The following is a 19471-nucleotide window of genomic DNA, read 5'->3' as shown; positions in this document are numbered from 1 at the left end:
ACCATGTTCAGCAAAAAATTTCGCACCTTCCTGCTGTTTGGCTGCATCGCTGCGCTGTTTGCTGCGGTCGGCTACTGGAACATCAGCCCGGAACGCTTTCTCGACAAGCCGCCAGTGACGACCGAGGAAAACCCGATCGACTGGTACGCGACCAACACGCACACTCTGCAATATCTGCCGGATGGCGGCGTGCAGTATGAAATGACGTCGGACAAAGCCGAGCACGTCAAGGCAACCGACATTGTTCTGGTCACCAAACCCGACCTGAACATGTACCGCGGTACTGACTTTCCGTGGCACGTGACCAGCGAGCGCGGCGAAGTGAATCCGGGCGGTACACAAGTAGAATTGATTGACTCGGTGCGTATCAAACGCACTGACGAACAAAACCGCGACCTGCTGGTCACTTCCACGCGCATGACCGTGTTCCCTCAGGAGCAATATGCGCAGACCGAGCAACCCGTTAGAATCGACGGCGCTGGCGGTGTATCAACCGGCGTTGGCATGAAAGCGTACCTGAAGGAAAGCAGGATACACCTGCTATCGAACGTAAGAGGACAGTATGAGGCTCGTTAAAACCCTCCCTATTTTGCTCAGTCTGGGCGCAGCACTGGGAAGCGTGAGCGCCTGGGCTCTGCCGAACGATCAGCAGCAACCTATCCGTATTCAGGCCGACGACGCCCAACTGGACGACAAGAACGGCATCGCCACCTATAAAGGTGATGTGATCATCACCCAGGGTTCGATGATCGTTAAAGGCAATACGGTGACTATCACCCGCACGCCAGCCGGCGATATCGACGTTGTAACGTCGGTGGGTAACCTTGCCTACTTCGAGCAACTGCAAACCCAGGGTGACGCCAAGCCTGTACAGGGCTGGGGCGTGACGATTCAGTACCACGCCGCGCAAAACCGCGTCGTGCTGATCGACAAGGCCAAGGTCGTCGACAAGGACAACAACACGACTCAGGGCGAGAAAATCGTCTATGACACCGTGAAGAAACTGGCCAGCGCCGGTCGCGCTACCGGCAGCAAAGTCACCGAATCGCGCCCGCGCATCGACATGGTGATCCAGCCGAAGAAGAAAACCGACGAGAAGACCCAGTAATGGCAACTCTGAAAGCTCAGCACCTGGCCAAGGCCTATAAAAGCCGCCAGGTCGTGCGTGACGTCAGCCTGTCGATCGACAGCGGCCAGATTGTTGGTTTGCTCGGCCCGAACGGTGCCGGTAAAACCACCTGCTTCTACATGATCGTAGGTTTGGTACAGGCCGATCAGGGCCGCGTGCTGATCGACGATCTGGACGTCAGCCACCAGCCAATGCACGGTCGTGCCAAGGCCGGTATCGGCTATTTGCCGCAAGAAGCGTCGATCTTCCGCAAACTGTCGGTGGCCGACAACATCATGGCCATCCTCGAGACCCGTCAGGAACTCGACAAGGCCGGTCGCCGCAAAGAGCTGGAAAGCCTGTTGCAGGAATTCCACATCACCCACATCCGCGACAATCTCGGCATGAGCCTGTCCGGTGGTGAACGCCGCCGGGTGGAAATCGCTCGCGCACTGGCCACCGCGCCAAAATTCATCCTGCTCGACGAACCGTTCGCCGGTGTCGACCCGATCTCGGTCGGCGACATCAAGCAGATCATCCACCACCTCAAGGCCAAGGGCATCGGTGTTCTGATCACCGACCACAACGTCCGCGAGACGCTGGATATCTGCGAAACCGCTTACATCGTCAACGACGGTCAACTGATCGCCGAAGGTGACGCCGAGACCATCCTGGCCAACGAACTGGTCAAGGAAGTGTATCTGGGTCACGAGTTCCGCCTGTAAGCGTCACAGTGCCCGGTGCGCAGCCGGAGTGCTGTATCGATTCAAGCTGGATTTAATACGCTTAATTGTTACAGCGCTCTAGGCAAACACTTCAGTTTCAGGCATATAATTTGCTTAAGTTTGGCGCTTCGGCGCCCTGTAGTGGATGGCGCATAGCGCCGGCGAATAAGGTGTTAAGCCCCTGCCATGAAACCATCGCTAGTCTTGAGAATGGGCCAGCAGCTGACGATGACACCGCAGCTGCAACAGGCCATCCGCCTGCTCCAATTGTCGACCCTGGATCTGCAACAGGAAATCCAGGAGGCTCTGGAATCCAATCCGATGCTCGAACGCCAGGAAGAAGGCGACGACTTCGACAACTCGGATCCCATGGCCGACAACGCCGAACAGAAGCCCACCGAGATCCAGGAACCTTCCTATCAGGAAGCCGCACCGACCGTCGATAACCTCGAAGACGGCGAATGGAACGAACGCATCCCCAACGAACTTCCGGTCGACACTGCCTGGGAAGACGTTTACCAGACCAGCGCCAGCAGCCTGCCCAGCAGCGATGATGACGAGTGGGATTTCACCACCCGCACCTCCGCCGGCGAAAGCCTGCAAAGCCACTTGCTGTGGCAACTCAACCTCGCACCGATGTCCGACACTGATCGCCTGATCGCCGTGACCCTGATCGATTGCATCAACAATCAGGGCTACCTGGACGAAACCCTCGAAGAAATTCTCGAGGCGTTCGATCCGGAACTGGACATCGAACTGGACGAGATCGAAGCCGTCCTGCACCGCATTCAACAATTTGAACCGGCCGGTATCGGCGCGCGCAACCTCAGCGAATGCCTGCTGCTGCAATTGCGTCAGCTGTCGGCCAAGACGCCTTGGCTGGCGGAAGCCAAACGTCTGGTCAGCGATTACATCGATCTGCTCGGCAGCCGTGATTACAGCCAGTTGATGCGCCGCATGAAGCTCAAGGAAGACGAGCTGCGCCAGGTCATCGAACTGGTACAAAGCCTCAATCCGCGTCCGGGCTCGCAGATCGAATCCACCGAAGCCGAATACGTCGTCCCTGACGTCATCGTGCGCAAGGACAATGAGCGCTGGCTGGTCGAGCTGAATCAGGAATCCATGCCACGCCTGCGCGTCAACGCGCAGTACGCCGGTTTCGTCCGTCGCGCCGACACCAGCGCCGACAACACCTTCATGCGCAATCAGTTGCAGGAAGCCCGCTGGTTCATCAAGAGCCTGCAGAGCCGCAACGAAACCCTGATGAAAGTTGCCACCCAGATCGTCGAGCATCAGCGCGGTTTTCTGGAGTACGGCGACGAAGCCATGAAGCCGTTGGTGCTGCACGACATCGCCGAAGCGGTGGGCATGCACGAATCAACGATTTCCCGGGTGACCACGCAGAAATTCATGCATACCCCGCGCGGTATTTATGAACTGAAATACTTTTTCTCCAGCCACGTCAGCACCTCTGAAGGCGGTGAATGCTCGTCCACGGCGATCCGCGCGATCATCAAAAAACTGGTTGCCGCGGAAAATCAGAAAAAGCCGTTGAGTGACAGCAAGATCGCTGGTTTACTGGAGGCACAAGGCATTCAGGTGGCTCGCCGCACCGTCGCCAAGTACCGCGAATCCCTCGGGATCGCGCCTTCGAGCGAACGCAAGCGGTTGATGTAAGCCACGTTACAGCGTTCCAGTGGCAGGCTATCCAGCCTGCCGCTTTATGCACTGGCAACGAAGGAGAAGCTGTATGCAAGTCAACATCAGTGGACACCAACTGGAAGTGACCCAACCTCTGCGTTCCTACATCGAGGAAAAACTCCAACGACTGGAGCGACATTTCGACAAGATCACCAACGTGCAAGTCACGATGTGTGTCGAAAAGCTGAAGCAGAAAATCGAAGCCACCTTGCATATTCCCGGCAGCGAAGTGGTCGCCAACGCAGAAGATACTGATATGTATGCTGCGATCGACTCACTCACCGACAAGCTGGATCGCCAACTCAAAAAGCATAAGGAAAAGACCCAGAGCCTCCTCCAGGGCGCGACCGGTCGATAACCCCCCATTCCATGATCCGACTTGAAAGTATCCTGACCCCCGGCCGTTCCCTCGTGAACGTGCCGGGCGGCAGTAAAAAGAAAGCCCTCGAACAAATTGCCAACCTGATCGCCCGCGAAGTGCCGGATCTGGAGATGCAAGATGTCTTCGAGGCTCTGATTGCCCGTGAAAAACTCGGCTCGACCGGTTTTGGCAACGGCATCGCCATTCCCCATTGCCGCCTGAAAGGTTGTGTAACGCCAATCAGCGCGTTGATGCACCTTCAAGCCCCTATCGATTTCGACGCCATCGACGGCGCGCCGGTTGACCTGCTGTTTGTTCTGCTGGTCCCGGAAGCCGCCACCGATGCGCACCTGGAATTACTGCGCCAGATCGCCAGCATGCTGGATCGCAAGGATGTGCGCGATAAACTGCGCAGCGCTCCGAGCAACGAAGCCTTGTACCAGGTCGTACTGGACGAGCAAAACGGGCAGTAATCATGCGTTTGATCATCGTCAGTGGCCGTTCCGGCTCGGGTAAAAGCACCGCACTGGATGTCCTTGAGGACAACGGTTATTACTGCATCGACAACCTGCCGGCGGGTTTACTGCCGGAACTGGCCGAACGAGCGCTGATTCACACCGAATTGGCGCAACCGCTGGTCGCCGTATCGATTGACGCGCGCAACCTGCCAAGCCATTTGTCACGCTTTCCCGAATTGCTCGAAGTCGTCCGTAGCCGGCACATTCAATGCGATGTGTTGTACCTGGATGCCGACGAGGAAACCCTGCTCAAGCGTTTCTCGGAAACCCGCCGCCGCCACCCGCTGAGCAATGCCAACCGCTCGCTGGCCGAGGCGATTCAGGATGAAACCGCCCTGCTCGGCCCGATCGCCGACCTGGCTGATCTGAAGATCAACACCACCAGTCTGAACCTGTACCAGTTGCGCGACACCATCAAGCTGCGCCTGCTGAATCAGCCGGAGCCGGGCACGGCGTATCTGGTTGAGTCATTCGGCTTCAAGCGCGGCATGCCGGTGGATGCCGATCTGGTGTTTGATGTGCGCTGCCTGCCCAACCCGTACTGGAAGCCGGAACTGCGTGCGCAATCAGGGCTCGATGCGCCGGTGGCTGAATATCTGGCAGCGCAACCTGACGTCGAAGAAATGTTTCAGGACATCTTCACTTACCTGCACAAATGGCTGCCGCGTTTCGCAGCGAGCAACCGCGCCTACGTCACGATTGCCATTGGCTGCACCGGCGGGCATCACCGCTCCGTCTACCTGACCGAACGCCTGGGTCAGGCCCTGCAGAAAACCCTGAAGAACGTCCAGGTTCGCCACCGCGACCTCACTTAAAGGATTCACACCGCGATGCCTGCTCTGGAAATCGAAATCATCAACAAACTGGGCCTGCATGCCCGCGCATCGGCCAAGTTCGTTGGCGTGGCCGGGCAGTATCCGGATTGCACGATCAGAGTGGGTCGCACACCGGAGACCACGGTTGATGGCAAAAGCATCATGGCGATGATGATGCTGGCGGCTGGCAAGGGCACCAAGATCTATTTGAGTACTGAAGGGCATCAGGAACAGGAAGCGCTGGATGCGCTGGTGGCGTTGATCAACAACTACTTCGATGAAGGTGGCTGACCGCCAAAGTCAAAAGATCGCAGCCTTCGGCAGCTCCTACAGTGAACGCATTCCAATGTAGGAGCTGCCGCAGGCTGCGATCTTTTGATCTGCTTCAACCTAATGCGGTATCCATCACCATCATCAAACAAAACCCGCTCAACAAGCCAAGACTGGCCAGTTTGTCATGACCATTGCGTCGCGACTCGGGGATCACTTCGTGGGTCACCACCAGCAACATCGCCCCGGCCGCCAGCGCCAAGCCTAACGGCAACAACACCTGCGCAAGACTGACCAACCACGCGCACAACAGCGCAAACACCGGTTCAACCAGTCCAGACGCCGCGCCGATCAAAAACGCTTTGACCCGCGACATCCCCGCCCCGGCCAATACCAACGCAATCACCAGACCTTCCGGCACATCCTGCAAAGCGATGCCCATGGCCAGGCTGTCCGCGTCCGGCATGCCGCCACCGGCAGACACACCGACGGCCATGCCTTCAGGGATGTTATGGGCAATGATGGCGAACACGAACAACCAGATCCGTGGCGGAATCACCGGGCGATCGACAGTGCCGACGAGCATTTCCGGGGACGCGCCCGAGACCTTTAGATCAACCAGATACAACCCGAACGCACCGAGCATGATGCCAAAGCAGATCAGGCCACTGGCGCCCCACGGCGTCAGGCCAAGACTCTCAGCAGCGGCGATGCCCGGCACGATCAGCGAAAACGCCGTCGCCGCCAGCATCACCCCGGCACCAAACCCCAGCAACGTATCGCTGAGTGCCTGCGGCATGCGCCGAATCACCAGCACCGGCACCGCACCAAGCGCCGTGCCGAGCGCGCAGATCGCACCACCCTGCAACGCCCGCAACAGCCTCGGTTCGAGGTTCAGCCACGCCAGTCCGTGGGCAACCAGCAAGGTCATGCCCGCCAACAGCAATAGCGATCCCACTGCGTAACGAAACATACGCCCACTTCCGATCGCCAGTGTTTCAGTGCCCATAGTCAGCCTTGGATTGTTTTTATAGATGACTTAAACCAGTGCGGCCTGATAGCGCGCAGCAACTTCCGGCCAATTGATCACGTTGTAGAACGCATTGATGTATTCCGGGCGACGGTTCTGGTAGCGCAGGTAGTAGGCGTGCTCCCAGACGTCGAGACCGAGAATCGGCGTGTTGCCGTTCATCAGCGGGCTGTCCTGGTTGCCGCTGCTTTCCACGATCAGTTTTTTCTCCGGGGTCACGCTCAGCCAGGCCCAGCCGCTGCCGAAACGGGTCAGTGCGGCTTTGGTGAAGGCTTCCTTGAAGCTGTCGAGACCGCCCAATTGCTCATCGATGGCTTTGGCCAGCGCGCCGTCCGGTTTGCCGCCACCGCTTGGCACCATCACTTCCCAGAACAGCGAGTGGTTGGCGTGACCGCCGCCCTGATTGATCACCGCCGCACGGAGTTTTTCCGGCAGATCCTTAACGCTGGCGACCAGTTTTTCCACCGGCCACTCGGCGTATTCAGTGCCTTCTACCGCCGCGTTGAGGTTGTTGATGTAGGTCTGGTGATGTTTGGTGTAGTGAATCTCCATGGTCTGCGCATCGATATGCGGTTCCAAGGCATCGTAGGCGTAAGGCAAAGCGGGCAAGGTAAAAGCCATTTCAATGGACTCCATGGTGATGTGGGGCAGGCGCGCGGCGCGCATTGCCGGTATCCGGGTGCAGCAGGCGTTGAGTGCGCGGGTATTCGCCGTGTTCGCTGATGAAATTCAGCAGCTCGACATAAGTTTTGCTGCTCTGGCGCAACGCTGCTTCGCGCAATGCCAGGCGCTGGCGTTCGTCCTGCATGGTTTGCAACAGCCGTTGATGGATGGCGCAGAGGTATTCGGCGCTCTCCTCCGGCTGATTCAGGCGCAGGTGTAAATCCGCGAGGTTGTGGTGCGAGATGACGCAGGCCGCCACCGCTTCGTCGGCGTCCGCCCAGCGTTCGAACAACACTTGCGCCAGGGCCAGGGCTTGCAGGTAAGCCTCACGGGCGTCGATCAGTTCGCCCAACATGAAGCAGCGATTGGCCCGTTCGATCGTGCGTTTCCAGTGCTCCATGGTGAGCCTCCAAAGCGGTTGCGGGATTTACACGCCGCCGGCGGTGAGTTTCTCGGGATTGAGTAACTCTTCCAGTTGGCTGCGTGACAGATCGGTGTGTTCCAGGGCGACGTCGATCACCGGACGGCCTTCTTTGTAAGCCTGCTTGGCGATTTCGGCGGCTTTCTGGTAACCGATGATCGGGTTGAGTGCAGTGACCAGAATCGGGTTGCGCGACAACGCTTCTTTCAAGCGCGATTCGTTGACCTTGAAGCTGGCGATGGCTTTGTCGCCGAGCAGGCGGCTGGCATTGGCCAGCAATTCGATGCTGCTCAACAGGTTCTGCGCGATGATCGGCAGCATCACGTTCAATTCGAAGTTGCCCGACTGGCCGGCGATGGTGATCACCGAATCGTTGCCGATCACCTGCGCGGCGACCATGGCGGTGGCTTCCGGAATCACCGGATTGACCTTGCCCGGCATGATCGACGAGCCCGGTTGCAGGGCTTCCAGCTCGATTTCACCAAGGCCGGCGAGCGGGCCGGAGTTCATCCAGCGCAGGTCGTTGGCGACTTTCATCAAAGTGACGGCGATGGCTTTGAGCTGGCCGGAGACGGCGACAGCGGTGTCTTGCGAGCCGATCAGCGCGAACAAGTCTTTGCCCGGGGTGAATTGCACGTCGGTCAATTGGCTCAACTGACGGCTGAAACGCGCGGCGAACTCAGGATGTGCGTTGATCCCGGTGCCGACCGCTGTGCCTCCCTGCGCGAGGGATTGCAGGCTCGGCAACAAATCCTGCAGATGAGCGATGTTGGCCTTGAGCTGCTGCGCCCAGCCGTTGAGCACCTGGCTCATGCGTACCGGCATCGCGTCCATCAAATGCGTGCGACCGGTTTTAACGTGGTGATGCACTTGCCCGGCTTTGTGTTCGATCACTTGCACCAGGTGCAGCAGCGCCGGCAGCAGTTGTTCGTGCAGGGCCAGCGCGGCGCTGACGTGAATGGTGGTCGGAATGATGTCGTTGCTGCTCTGGCCGCAGTTGACGTGATCGTTGGCGTTGACCGGCTCGCCGAGCAGGCGACTGGCCAGGGTGGCAATCACTTCATTGGCGTTCATGTTGGAGCTGGTGCCGGAACCGGTCTGGAAAATATCCACCGGAAAATGCTGCATGAAATCGCCTTCAAGCAAACCTTGGGCGGCGTCGCTGATGGCTTTGCCTTGAGCGGCGCTGATCTGGTTCAGCTCAACGTTGGCGCGGGCGGCGGCGGCTTTGGCGAGGATCAGCGCGCGGATGAATTGCGTCGGCATCGGTTTGCCGCTGATCGGGAAGTTATCCACTGCGCGCTGGGTCTGCGCGCCGTAGAGAGCGTCCACCGGCACCTGCAGTTCGCCCATGCTGTCGCGCTCAATACGTGTCTTGGTCATCGGTAAATCCTTGGACTAATTCAATGAGAGGAATCGAGGGAAGCAACTCGCAAGTGGCGAGCTGCCAGGTGTAGCGCTGCCAGCGTTTGAGCCGGCATTTGCACAGGGACAGGCGCTCCATTTCACGCAGCGGGCGCCAGGCTTGGTCGAGACAGAGGCTGCGCCAGTGCCACGGCAGCGCGATGTCGGTGGCCGTGTCGAGCAGCAAACGGAAGGAGGTTTCGGCGACCGTCCAGGGTGAGTCGCGGTGCAACAAGACAGGTACCGGCCCTCGGCCAGGTAATGTTCGATCAGGCGCGGTTCGTCAGGATCCATCGCGCAACGGATCTGGCGACTCATCCAGCGCCAGCTTTCGAGGTACGGCTGCTCGTGCAAGGCAGAACTCATGATCCTGGGCTCATCCGATAATGAGATTTATTATTAGATGATAATGAGAACCAAAACAAGAGCATGCTTTTCTGTAGGAGCAGAGCTTGCTCGCGAAAGCGTCGGCTCAGCCAATATTGATGTCGACTGACATGCCGCCTTCGCGAGCAAGCTCGGCTCCTACAGGGGATTTGTGTAAGGCATGAAAAAGGCGCGCCATCCGGGTGGGTGGCGCGCCTTTTTTTGTGACGGTTGCGGTTTAGCTGCCCGCGACGGTCATCCGCTCGATCAACACCGAACCCGTGCGAATGTTGCTGCGCAGTTCCAGGTCGTTACCCACCGCGACGATCTGCTTGAACATGTCGCGCATGTTGCCGGCGATGGTCACTTCCTGCACCGCGAACTGGATTTCGCCGTTCTCGACCCAGAAACCCGCCGCGCCGCGTGAATAGTCGCCGGTGACCATGTTCAAGCCATGGCCCATCAATTCGGTGACGAGCAAACCACGGCCCATGCGCTTCAACAGCGCCGCCTGGTCTTCGTCGCCATGGGTGACGAACAGGTTGTGCACGCCGCCCGCGTTAGCGGTGCTCGGCATGCCGAGTTTGCGCCCGGAATACGTGCCGAGGATGTACGAGACCAATTCGCCCTTTTCGACGAACGGTTTGGCGTACGTCGCCAGACCATCGCCGTCATAGGCCGAACTGCCCATGGCGCGCATCAGGTGTGGACGCTCATCGATGGTCAGCCATTCCGGGAACAGCTTCTGCCCCAGCGTGCCTTCGAGGAACGATGATTTGCGATACAGGCTGCCGCCGGAGATCGCCGAGAGGAAACTGCCGAACAAGCCACCTGCCAGTTCTGCGGAAAACAGCACCGGAACTTCACAGGTTGGCACCGGACGCGCGCCCAAACGGCTCGCGGCCCGTTGCGCAGCTCGCTGACCAATGCTCACCGGATCCGCCAGCAGACTGCCCTGACGGCTGACGTCATACCAATAATCGCGCTGCATCTGGCCGTCGGCCTCAGCAATCATTACGCAGCTCAGGCTGTGTCGGGTCGACGCGTAACCACCAATAAAACCGTGGCTGTTGCCATAAACGCGGCAGCCTTGGTGAGTGCTGAGGGTGGTGCCATCGGCATTCTTGATCCGCGCATCGGCATCGAACGCCGCCGCTTCGCAGATCAACGCCTTCTCGATCGCCTGTTCCGGGGTGATGTCCCATTCGTGGAACAGATCAAAATCCTTCAGATCCTTGGCCATCAGCGCGGCATCGGCCAGGCCAGAGGCTTCGTCTTCAGAGGTGTGCTTGGCAATCGCCAATGCGGCCGCGACGGTTTCGCGAATCGCTTCAGGCCCGGTGGCGGACGTGCTGGCCGAGCCTTTGCGCTGACCGACGTACAGGGTGATGCCAAACCCCTGATCGCGGTTGAATTCGACTGTTTCGACTTCGCGCTGACGCACGGACGTGGACAAGCCTTGCTCCAGCGACACCGCGACTTCACAGGCGCTGGCGCCCTGACGTTTGGCTTCGGCGATGATCTGCTCGACCTGTTCCTGCAGTGCCGGCAATGCCTGCGGGCCGACGCTTTCAACTGCACTCATGCTCATCTCCACTCAAATTCTGCTTTCGGCTGGGGCCATCGAGCGACCGGGCCGGACAAGCGGCCCCCGACTGGTTATCATGGCGGCGTTTCTTTGCGGACTGCCACCATGGTTGATTCTTACGACGACTCCCTCGATACGGGAGAAAAAAGCAAATCTCAGGTCAAACGCGAGCTGCATGCTCTGGTTGACCTTGGCGAGCGCCTTACAACACTCAAGCCTGACTTGATCGCAAAACTGCCACTGACCGACGCCATGCGCCGGGCCTTGGCCGATGCGCCCAAGCACACCGCGAATATCGCGCGGAAACGGCATTTGCAGTTCATCGGCAAACTGATGCGCGACCAGGACACTGACGCGATTCTGACCTTGCTCGATCAACTCGATGCCTCCACTCGCCAATACAACGAGCGTTTCCATAACCTGGAACGCTGGCGCGATCGCCTGATCGCGGGCGACGATGCCGTGCTGGAAAAATTCGTCGTCGAGTACCCGGACGCCGATCGCCAGCAATTGCGTTCCTTGATCCGTCAGGCTCAGCACGAGGTTGCGCAAAACAAACCTCCTGCTTCCAGCCGCAAGATCTTCAAGTACATCCGTGAGCTGGACGAGACTCAACGCGGTCTGCGTTGATCTCATCCTTGTAGGAGCTGCCGAAGGCTGCGATCTTTGCTTTTTAAAGATCAAAAGATCGCAGCCTGCGGCAGCTCCTACACACGTTTCTTATGCGCCCGTGCCACCGACGGTGATCGCATCGATTTTCAGCGTCGGCTGACCCACGCCCACCGGCACCGACTGCCCATCCTTGCCGCACGTCCCCACACCGCTGTCCAGCGCCAGATCGTTACCGACCATCGACACCCGGCTCATCGCCTCAGGGCCGTTGCCGATCAACGTCGCGCCTTTGACCGGCGCGGTGATCTTGCCGTCTTCGATCAGGTACGCCTCGCTGGTGGAGAACACAAACTTGCCGCTGGTGATGTCGACCTGACCGCCGCCGAGGTTGGCGCAGTAGATGCCCTTCTTCACCGACGCGATGATTTCCGCCGGATCGCTTTCGCCACCGAGCATGTAGGTGTTGGTCATGCGCGGCATCGGCAGGTGTGCGTAGGATTCACGACGACCATTACCGGTGCGGGCCACGCCCATCAGACGCGCATTGAGCTTGTCCTGCATGTAACCCTTGAGCACGCCGTTTTCGATCAGCGTGGTGCACTCCGTCGGCGTACCTTCGTCGTCGACACTCAGCGAACCACGACGGCCGCTCAAGGTGCCGTCATCGACGATGGTGCAAAGCTTCGAGGCAACCATTTCGCCCATGCGCCCGCTGTAGGCCGAACTGCCCTTGCGGTTGAAATCGCCTTCCAGACCGTGGCCGACGGCTTCGTGCAACAGCACGCCAGACCAACCCGAACCCAACACCACCGGAAAAGTACCGGCCGGGGCAGGGATCGCTTCCAGATTCACCAGCGCCTGACGCAACGCTTCACGGGCGTAGCCCATGGCGCGGTCTTCGGCGAGGAAATAACGGTAGTCGGTACGCCCGCCGCCGCCATGCCCGCCGCGCTCGCGACGACCATTCTGCTCAACGATCACGCTGACGTTGAAACGCACCAAAGGGCGCACATCCGCCGCCAGACCGCCGTCGGTGGACGCGACCAGGATCCGCTCCCAGACACCGGCCATGCTTACGCTGACTTGCTGGATACGCGGATCTAGCGCGCGGGTCGCGACATCGATGCTCTTGAGCAACTCGACTTTCTCGGCGCGGCTCAGTACTTCCAGCGGGTTATCCGGCGCGTACAACTGGGCGACGTCTTGGCTGGTGAACGCCTGCACCGTGCCGTTTTGCCCGGCACGGGAGATCGAACGTGCCGCGCGAGCCGCTGCGCCGAGGGCTTCGAGGGTGATCGCGTTGCTGTAGGCGAAACCGGTTTTCTCACCGGATTGCGCGCGCACGCCAACGCCCTGATCGAGGTTGAAGCTGCCTTCCTTGACGATGCCATCTTCCAGCGCCCAGGACTCGGAGATCTGTCCCTGGAAATACAGGTCGGCGGCATCGATGCCCGGGCCGGCCAGATCGCCGAGTACGCCTTGCAGGCTCTCGATGGTCACGCCGCCCGGTGCCAACAGGTGATCACTGACTGAGGACAACAACTCGCTCATAGGTTTACGCCTTAAATTCATGTTCTGAAGCAGGTCGCTGTGCGCCCTGCGAGAAAAACCGCCGATGACTCGTCACCGGCATCCGCGCCCTGATGGACGCTTGTTCACTGCTATCGCGTTCGGCCAACAACACCGCTTCGCCTTGATCCTGTTGCGCCAGCACGCGGCCCCACGGGTCGACAATCGCCGCATGGCCAAACGTTTCGCGCGGCCCCGGATGGGTTCCGCCCTGCGCTGCCGCCAACACATAACACTGGGTTTCGATGGCCCGCGCGCGAATCAGTACGTCCCAATGCGCTGCGCCGGTCACCGCGGTAAACGCCGACGGTGCTGTAATCAATTCAGCACCGGCCGCGCGTAATTCGCTGTACAGCTCCGGGAAGCGCAGGTCGTAACACACGGTCAGGCCCAATTTGCCCACCGGCGTGTCCGCCACCACCACACCACTGCCATAAGCATAGTCATCGGATTCGCGGTAACGGCCGCGATTGTCGGCGACATCGACATCGAACAGGTGCAGCTTGTCATAGCGTGCAACGATTTCGCCGTGTTCGTTGACCAGCAGCGAGCAGGCATTGGCCTTCGCCGTCGGTTGATCCACCGGCGGCAACGGCAATGTGCCGGCCACTATCCATAACTTGAGGTCGCGGGCGGTCTGTTTCAACCATGGCAGGATCGGGCCGTCGCCCAATGCCTCGGCGCGGCCGATATCAGCGACGTCGCGACGGCCCATGGCGGCGAAGTTTTCCGGCAGCACCGCAAGCTTCGCGCCCCCGGCGGCAGCCTGTTCGAGCAGGCGCCGGGCCTGAGCCAGATTGGCCAGCACGTCACTCTGACTGACCATTTGAATCACCGCAAAAGACATGGCCGCTCCTCGGAATCTGCATGTGACGGTGTAGGAGCTGCCACAGGCTGCGATCTTTTGATCTGGCTTTTAAAAAACAACATCAAAAGATCGCAGCCTGCGGCAGCTCCTACACGGGGATAGCGTCATGCTACTCAAAAAGGCTTGTCGAAAGTGATTTTCGGCTCTTTCCATGGGCCTTTGACGGTGTATTTGACGCTGGCGAAGCGCGCCACCTGGTCGCCGATCAGCTTGTCGATCAGGAACAAAGCACCGCCAATCGCCGGGGCACCGACGATCAGCGCGGCAATCGGCAGGTTGTTGGTCACCGGCAAGGTCACCATCAACTTGGCGTCGACTTGCTCCGCAACCATGTCCAGTTTGCCGTTGAGTTCGATGTTGCTCGACGGCCCGGTCAGGCGAATCGGCTCTTTGGTGTCGTAAATACCGTTGGTCGCCACCAGCAGGCCTTTGACCCGGTCGTAGCTCAGGCCTTTGCCAAACAGGTCGGAGAAGTCCAGGCGCAAGCGACGACCAATCGAGTTGAAGTTGAGCAGACCGAACACGCGCAACGCCTGCGCGCCGCCCTCCACTTCAACGAACTGACCTTTGTTCAGCGAGGCATCGAGGGTGCCTGAGAAGCGCTTGGTCGCCAGCCACGCCGGCGAGCCCGGCCAGCGGCCATCGACGTCCATGTGGAAATCTTCGCTGGTCACGCTCGGCGCATAACCCCAGCCCTTGAGCACATCGGCGAGGTTCTTGCCGCTGATCCGCCCTTTGAACCAGCTGTTGCTCGAGCCCGCCGCGCCTTCCCAGCCGCCGTTGCCCTGCAACAGGATGCCTTTGAGGCCCATGTCGAGGCTGTTCAGGGCGATGCCTTTGGCAGTCGGGCGGATTTTCAGCGACCAGCCACCGACCAGATCCTGGCCCTGGAACAATTGATTGATGGTGATATCCAGCGCGGGAATCTTCGTCGGATCGACCGAGGACAAAGGATCGGGGGCGTTCTCGTCGGTCTGCACATTCGGATCCGCCGCCGGCAGCTTCACGTATTGCATGTTCACCGCAATCGGCACGCCCTTGGCGTCCGGCAGGCTGGCGGTGCCTTTAGCCTGCTGACTGTCGAGGGCCAACGCCCACGCGCCAGGTTTGCGATTGAGCTGCACCGACGCCTGATCCAGCGTGGTGCCGAACGCTGTCAGCTTGCCGACTTTGATATCCGCGCTGCTGAGCAATTTGTTGGCGCTGCCGCCCGGATCCTGCCCGGCGTACTTGTTGACCAGATCCTGCCACGGCGCGACGTCCAGCTCCGACAGCACACCGCGGATGCGCAAGCCCTTGGCGCCCGGCAACACCGCCTCGCCCGCCCCGAGGAACAACTCACCGCGACCGTCAGCAAAACCGCTCGATGGCGCGGCATAGGTGAAATTGGCCAGTTGATCGTAATTGACCCAATAACGCCGCTCCGGCCCTTGCAAGGTCATGCGGAACACCGTGTCGCGCCCGACATCCGCCGCCATGCCGAACGGTGCCGGCAGATCCACCGCCACGCCCTTGAGGTTGGAGCTGACCATTAATTGGCTGTCGGCGCCGTCCAGATTCAATTGCAGTTGATACGGAATCGTCCCGGATACCGGCAACGGTTGCGTCACCGCCAGCCAGTCGGTGAGCTTCTTGACTTCGACCTGCCCGGTCGCCGCAACACGCGTTTTGAGTTTGCCCGGACTGCCGTCGGCAAAGATTTGCGCGGTCACCGGTTTGTCGAAGGCCCGTGCGCTGATGTTCTGCCCGCTAAGGCCTTTGGCGCTGTCGAAGCGGAAATCACCCTTGAGTTGGCTCAGCTCCAGCTTCGGCTCGGCCAGTTTCAACTTCGCGTTGGCGGTTTTGAAATCGACGAGAATTTTCGGCTCCTCGCCTTTGCCCAGCGGCACGTCGAGTTTGAGCTTGCCACGAAGATCCCCTGAGCCTTCCCAACCGGCGAAGGTTTCGCCGGTGCCAATCGGTGCATCCTGCAGAATCTTCAAACCATCGCCCAGACCACCGGCGAACGCGCCATCCAGCAGCAAGTGCGAGTTCTGCCCGGACGGCACATGCGGAATATTGACCGAGACATCGCTGACCTGGGTGTCGAGCAACTGACCCTTTTTCGCCAGAATGCGGACGCCGCTGTCCTCGATAAACACATCACCGCTAACCTTGCTGACATGCGGCCAGCCCGGCTGGAATGCGAGTTCGGCGTCATGCACCTTGAAGAACAGACTGATGCTGCGATCGGCTTCTTTGGCGTCCTTGCTCAGCGAGCCCTGATATTGGAAGAGACCTTCATCCACCGCGCCTTTCAGGATCGCCGTGCGCAGCCATTCGTCGAGCGCCGGGCTCAAGACTTCTGGCAGGTATTTGGCGGTGTAGCGACCGTCGCCGTCGACCAGACCGACGCGCAAGTCCATGTAGTCTTCCTGGCTGTGATCGAAATGCAGACGGATCAGGAAGTCGCCGGCAATCTTGCCCTCTTCGCCGAGCACTTTGAGGTACGGCGCGATCAGGGTGAAACCGTCTTTATCGAGTTTCCAGGTCAGGCGCGCGTTGGCCTGAATGTATTGCCATGGCTTGGCGAAAATCGGATCGAGGTGCAGGACGAAATCCTTGCTGTCCATGCGCAGTTCGCCGCCGTCGAGGTTACCGCTGAGGCTGCCGCTGACATTCCGCGCGGCGGGCGCGCCGTGATAGGCATCGAAGCCGACCTTGTCGAGGTTGGCAGCGAAGCTGAATTTTGTGCCGTCAGTGGCCGCCGGACGGAAATCCAGCAGCACGTTACGCAGGCCACCGGTCACTTTCAGGTGATCGACCACTTCGGCGAAACCTTTGGGTAACGGCCCGAGCGCGTTGAGCAATGGCGTGATCGGCGTCAGATCCAGACGATCAGCCTGCAGATGCCAGAGCTCTTCCACTTTGTCGGTGGCGCGGGTCTGTTGCAGTTGAACGCGGGATTCCCAGCGGGTTTCGCCGAAATTCATCGCCAGCGAATCGAACGTCACTGCCGCGCCGTCGCCACCGTCGCGGTAGTACGCGTTGATGGCGAGGTTGTTGATCTGGATAGGCTTGCGCTCGCCATAGGCGCCGGTGACTTGCGGCGCGTTCAAGCGAACAGAGGCGCTTTGCAGCGTGCCCTTGGCCCAATCGATCCAGATCTCACCGCCGGCCTTGATCTCGGAGAAATTCCACTGCTGGGTCAGGCGCTCGGGCAACCATTTCGCCCAATCGCTTTGCGGCAGACTGGCGTAGCCCTCGACCGTGCTGTCCTGCCATTGCTCCGGACGCAGGCGCGTGCGCAGGTTGATCGCCACGGGCTGGCCGTCCGGCAGAGTCAAACGGGCATCGAGACGTTGGCGACTGGCGCCGGTTTTCAGGTTGAGGCCGACATAGGTGAGGGTCATCGGCGCGTGATCCTGCGGCTGCAGGGTCACCTGACTGTCGAGCACCGAGAGTTGCTGAATCATTTGCGAACGATTGAACAACTGCTGCGCATCCAGCGGTTGATCGTTCTGCACTGGCAGACCTTCCAGCGCCCAACTGCCGTCCTCGGCTTCCTTGAGGCTGATCTTCAGGCCATTGAGTTCCAGATGGGCAATGCGCACTTCGCGGGCCAACAGGCTGGCCCAGAGATCAGGCACGGCGCGCACTTGATCCAGACGCAACGCATTGGCGCCGCTGCCGACCATCACATCGCGTGCCAGCAGGATCGGGGCGAAGCCGCTCCAGTTACCTTCCAGCTCGCCGATCTGCAACGGCATGCCAAGGGCGGCGCTGGCCTTGTCTTCGATGTCGGTGCGGTATTCGGCGACCAGCGGGGTCAGCTCGCGGCCGAGGCTGACGTACAACGCCATCAACACCAGAACCAACGCGCACAGGCCCAGCCCCCAACGGGTGAGTGCGGCCAGAATGCGTGTCAGACGCTCCATGTCAGATGGCTCCCATGGCAATAAAACTGCGAAAAGCTGAGGCCAGCCGCGGTAGAAAAAATGTGACGCAGGGGATCAGAGCAGCACCACGTCGTATTGTTCCTGGGAATACATGGTTTCCACCTGGAAGCGAATGGTGCGACCGATAAACCCTTCAAGTTCGGCGACGTTACCCGATTCTTCATCGAGCAGTCGATCAACCACTTTCTGGTTCGCCAGTACGCGATAACCCTCGGCCTGATAGGCACGGGCCTCACGCAGAATCTCGCGGAAAATCTCGTAACAGATGGTTTCCGGAGTCTTCAATTTGCCACGGCCCTGACAACTGCTGCACGGCTCGCACAGCACTTGCTCAAGACTTTCGCGGGTGCGCTTGCGGGTCATCTGCACCAGGCCCAACTCGGTGATGCCGATAATGTTGGTCTTGGCGTGATCGCGCTCCAGCTGTTTCTCCAGCGTGCGCAGCACCTGACGCTGGTGCTCTTCATCTTCCATGTCGATGAAGTCGATGATGATGATCCCGCCCAGATTGCGCAGGCGCATCTGCCGGGCAATCGCGGTGGCGGCTTCGAGATTGGTCTTGAAAATGGTTTCTTCAAGGTTGCGATGACCGACGAACGCGCCAGTGTTGACGTCAATGGTGGTCATGGCTTCCGCCGGATCGATCACCAGATAGCCGCCGGATTTCAACGGGACTTTGCGCTCAAGGGCGCGCTGGATTTCGTCTTCAACGCCATACAGATCGAAAATCGGCCGCTCGCCCGGGTAATGTTCCAGACGATCGGCGATCTCCGGCATCAGCTCGGCGACGAACTGCGTGGTTTTCTGGAAGGTTTCCCGCGAGTCGATGCGGATCTTCTCGATCTTCGGGCTGACCAGATCGCGCAGCGTGCGCAAGGCCAGACCGAGGTCTTCGTAGATCACGCTCGGCGCGCCGATGGTTTTGATTTGTTCGTTGATCTGATCCCACAAACGGCGCAGATAACGAATGTCCATGAGGATTTCTTCGGCGCCGGCGCCTTCAGCCGCGGTGCGCAGGATAAAGCCGCCCGCCTCCTGAATGCCTTCTTTGGCCACACAATCGCTGACCACTTTTTTCAGGCGTTCACGCTCGGCTTCGTCTTCGATTTTCAGGGAAATGCCGACGTGGGCGGTGCGCGGCATGTACACCAGATAGCGCGACGGGATCGACAGTTGTGTGGTCAGGCGTGCGCCTTTCGAACCGATCGGGTCTTTGGTGACTTGCACCACCAGGCTCTGGCCTTCGTGCACCAGCGCGCTGATGCTTTCAACGGAGGAGCCTTCGCGCAGGGAAATTTCCGAGGCATGAATGAACGCGGCGCGATCCAGACCGATGTCGACGAATGCCGCCTGCATGCCCGGCAGTACCCGGACGATCTTGCCTTTATAGATGTTGCCGACGATCCCGCGTTTTTGCGTGCGCTCGACATGGACTTCTTGCAGCACACCGTTTTCGACCACCGCCACGCGCGACTCCATCGGCGTGATGTTGATCAGAATCTCTTCACTCATGG

At 59.7% G+C, this 19471-nt stretch carries 18 protein-coding genes and 1 pseudogene; 9 read left to right on the top strand and 10 right to left on the bottom strand.

Annotated elements, in window-relative coordinates:
• Positions 1-3: 3 nt before the first annotated feature.
• From lptC to AD669_RS04145, 8 genes are all read left to right on the top strand, one after another.
• Positions 4-576 (top strand): LPS export ABC transporter periplasmic protein LptC, encoded by a 573-nt coding sequence (lptC, locus tag AD669_RS04180; protein WP_053117101.1) that lies wholly within the window; start codon positions 4-6, stop codon positions 574-576.
• A complete protein-coding gene (gene lptA, locus AD669_RS04175; protein ID WP_053117099.1) occupies positions 563-1108 on the top strand; it encodes a lipopolysaccharide transport periplasmic protein LptA in 546 nt (181 codons plus the stop codon). Before lptC ends, lptA begins: the two co-directional genes overlap by 14 nt.
• Positions 1108-1833, top strand: coding sequence for an LPS export ABC transporter ATP-binding protein (gene lptB / locus AD669_RS04170; protein WP_053117097.1), 726 nt, complete (start codon positions 1108-1110; stop codon positions 1831-1833). Before lptA ends, lptB begins: the two co-directional genes overlap by 1 nt.
• A gap of 186 nt (positions 1834-2019) precedes the next feature.
• Complete coding sequence (locus AD669_RS04165) at positions 2020-3510, top strand: RNA polymerase factor sigma-54 (protein ID WP_053117096.1); 1491 nt, start codon at positions 2020-2022, stop codon at positions 3508-3510.
• Positions 3511-3583: 73 nt separating this feature from the next.
• Complete coding sequence (gene hpf, locus AD669_RS04160) at positions 3584-3892, top strand: ribosome hibernation-promoting factor, HPF/YfiA family (protein WP_007912419.1); 309 nt, start codon at positions 3584-3586, stop codon at positions 3890-3892.
• An 11-nt stretch (positions 3893-3903) separates the two neighbouring features.
• Complete coding sequence (ptsN, locus tag AD669_RS04155; protein ID WP_053117095.1) at positions 3904-4368, top strand: PTS IIA-like nitrogen regulatory protein PtsN; 465 nt, start codon at positions 3904-3906, stop codon at positions 4366-4368.
• 2 nt (positions 4369-4370) lie between these two features.
• Positions 4371-5228, top strand: a complete 858-nt coding sequence (gene rapZ, locus AD669_RS04150) for an RNase adapter RapZ (RefSeq protein WP_053117094.1) — start codon at positions 4371-4373, stop codon at positions 5226-5228.
• 15 nt (positions 5229-5243) lie between these two features.
• The gene (locus AD669_RS04145) at positions 5244-5519 is read left to right on the top strand and encodes an HPr family phosphocarrier protein (protein WP_008085079.1); all 276 of its coding nucleotides are present in this window, start codon (positions 5244-5246) and stop codon (positions 5517-5519) included.
• A gap of 94 nt (positions 5520-5613) precedes the next feature.
• Here the strand turns inward: AD669_RS04145 and AD669_RS04140 are convergent, their stop codons facing one another.
• The 6 genes and pseudogenes from AD669_RS04140 to pmbA form a co-directional block, all read right to left on the bottom strand.
• Positions 5614-6507, bottom strand: a complete 894-nt coding sequence (locus tag AD669_RS04140) for a ZIP family metal transporter (protein WP_053117093.1) — start codon at positions 6505-6507, stop codon at positions 5614-5616.
• A 30-nt stretch (positions 6508-6537) separates the two neighbouring features.
• Complete coding sequence (locus tag AD669_RS04135) at positions 6538-7149, bottom strand: superoxide dismutase (protein WP_053117092.1); 612 nt, start codon at positions 7147-7149, stop codon at positions 6538-6540.
• Position 7150: 1 nt separating this feature from the next.
• Positions 7151-7591 carry a hypothetical protein gene (locus AD669_RS04130; RefSeq protein WP_016984162.1) on the bottom strand — a complete coding sequence of 147 codons (441 nt, stop codon included), beginning with the start codon at positions 7589-7591 and terminating at the stop codon, positions 7151-7153.
• A 27-nt stretch (positions 7592-7618) separates the two neighbouring features.
• Complete coding sequence (locus AD669_RS04125; RefSeq protein WP_053117091.1) at positions 7619-8995, bottom strand: aspartate ammonia-lyase; 1377 nt, start codon at positions 8993-8995, stop codon at positions 7619-7621.
• A pseudogene (locus AD669_RS04120) lies at positions 8976-9382 on the bottom strand (FagA protein). Before AD669_RS04120 ends, AD669_RS04125 begins: the two are co-directional and overlap by 20 nt.
• A gap of 238 nt (positions 9383-9620) precedes the next feature.
• A complete protein-coding gene (gene pmbA / locus AD669_RS04115; RefSeq protein ID WP_053117090.1) occupies positions 9621-10967 on the bottom strand; it encodes a metalloprotease PmbA in 1347 nt (448 codons plus the stop codon).
• A gap of 108 nt (positions 10968-11075) precedes the next feature.
• On the opposite strand from pmbA, the gene yjgA reads away from it, so the two are divergent.
• On the top strand, positions 11076-11600 hold the full coding sequence (yjgA, locus tag AD669_RS04110; protein WP_007915377.1) for a ribosome biogenesis factor YjgA: 525 nt from the start codon (positions 11076-11078) through the stop codon (positions 11598-11600).
• 90 nt (positions 11601-11690) lie between these two features.
• Here the strand turns inward: yjgA and tldD are convergent, their stop codons facing one another.
• The 4 genes from tldD to rng form a co-directional block, all read right to left on the bottom strand.
• On the bottom strand, positions 11691-13133 hold the full coding sequence (tldD, locus tag AD669_RS04105) for a metalloprotease TldD (RefSeq protein WP_008085093.1): 1443 nt from the start codon (positions 13131-13133) through the stop codon (positions 11691-11693).
• Positions 13134-13137: 4 nt separating this feature from the next.
• A complete protein-coding gene (locus AD669_RS04100) occupies positions 13138-13998 on the bottom strand; it encodes a carbon-nitrogen hydrolase family protein (RefSeq protein ID WP_053117089.1) in 861 nt (286 codons plus the stop codon).
• 134 nt (positions 13999-14132) lie between these two features.
• Positions 14133-17936, bottom strand: a complete 3804-nt coding sequence (locus AD669_RS04095; RefSeq protein WP_053117088.1) for a YhdP family protein — start codon at positions 17934-17936, stop codon at positions 14133-14135.
• A 75-nt stretch (positions 17937-18011) separates the two neighbouring features.
• Positions 18012-19469, bottom strand: coding sequence for a ribonuclease G (gene rng / locus AD669_RS04090; RefSeq protein ID WP_053117087.1), 1458 nt, complete (start codon positions 19467-19469; stop codon positions 18012-18014).
• Between the last annotated feature and the right edge of the window lie 2 nt (positions 19470-19471).

The sequence above is a fragment of the Pseudomonas sp. P1.31 genome, from assembly GCF_001269815.1.
Taxonomy (GTDB): Bacteria; Pseudomonadota; Gammaproteobacteria; order Pseudomonadales; family Pseudomonadaceae; genus Aquipseudomonas; species Aquipseudomonas rustica.
This window is presented reverse-complemented; position numbering and strand designations above follow the sequence as displayed.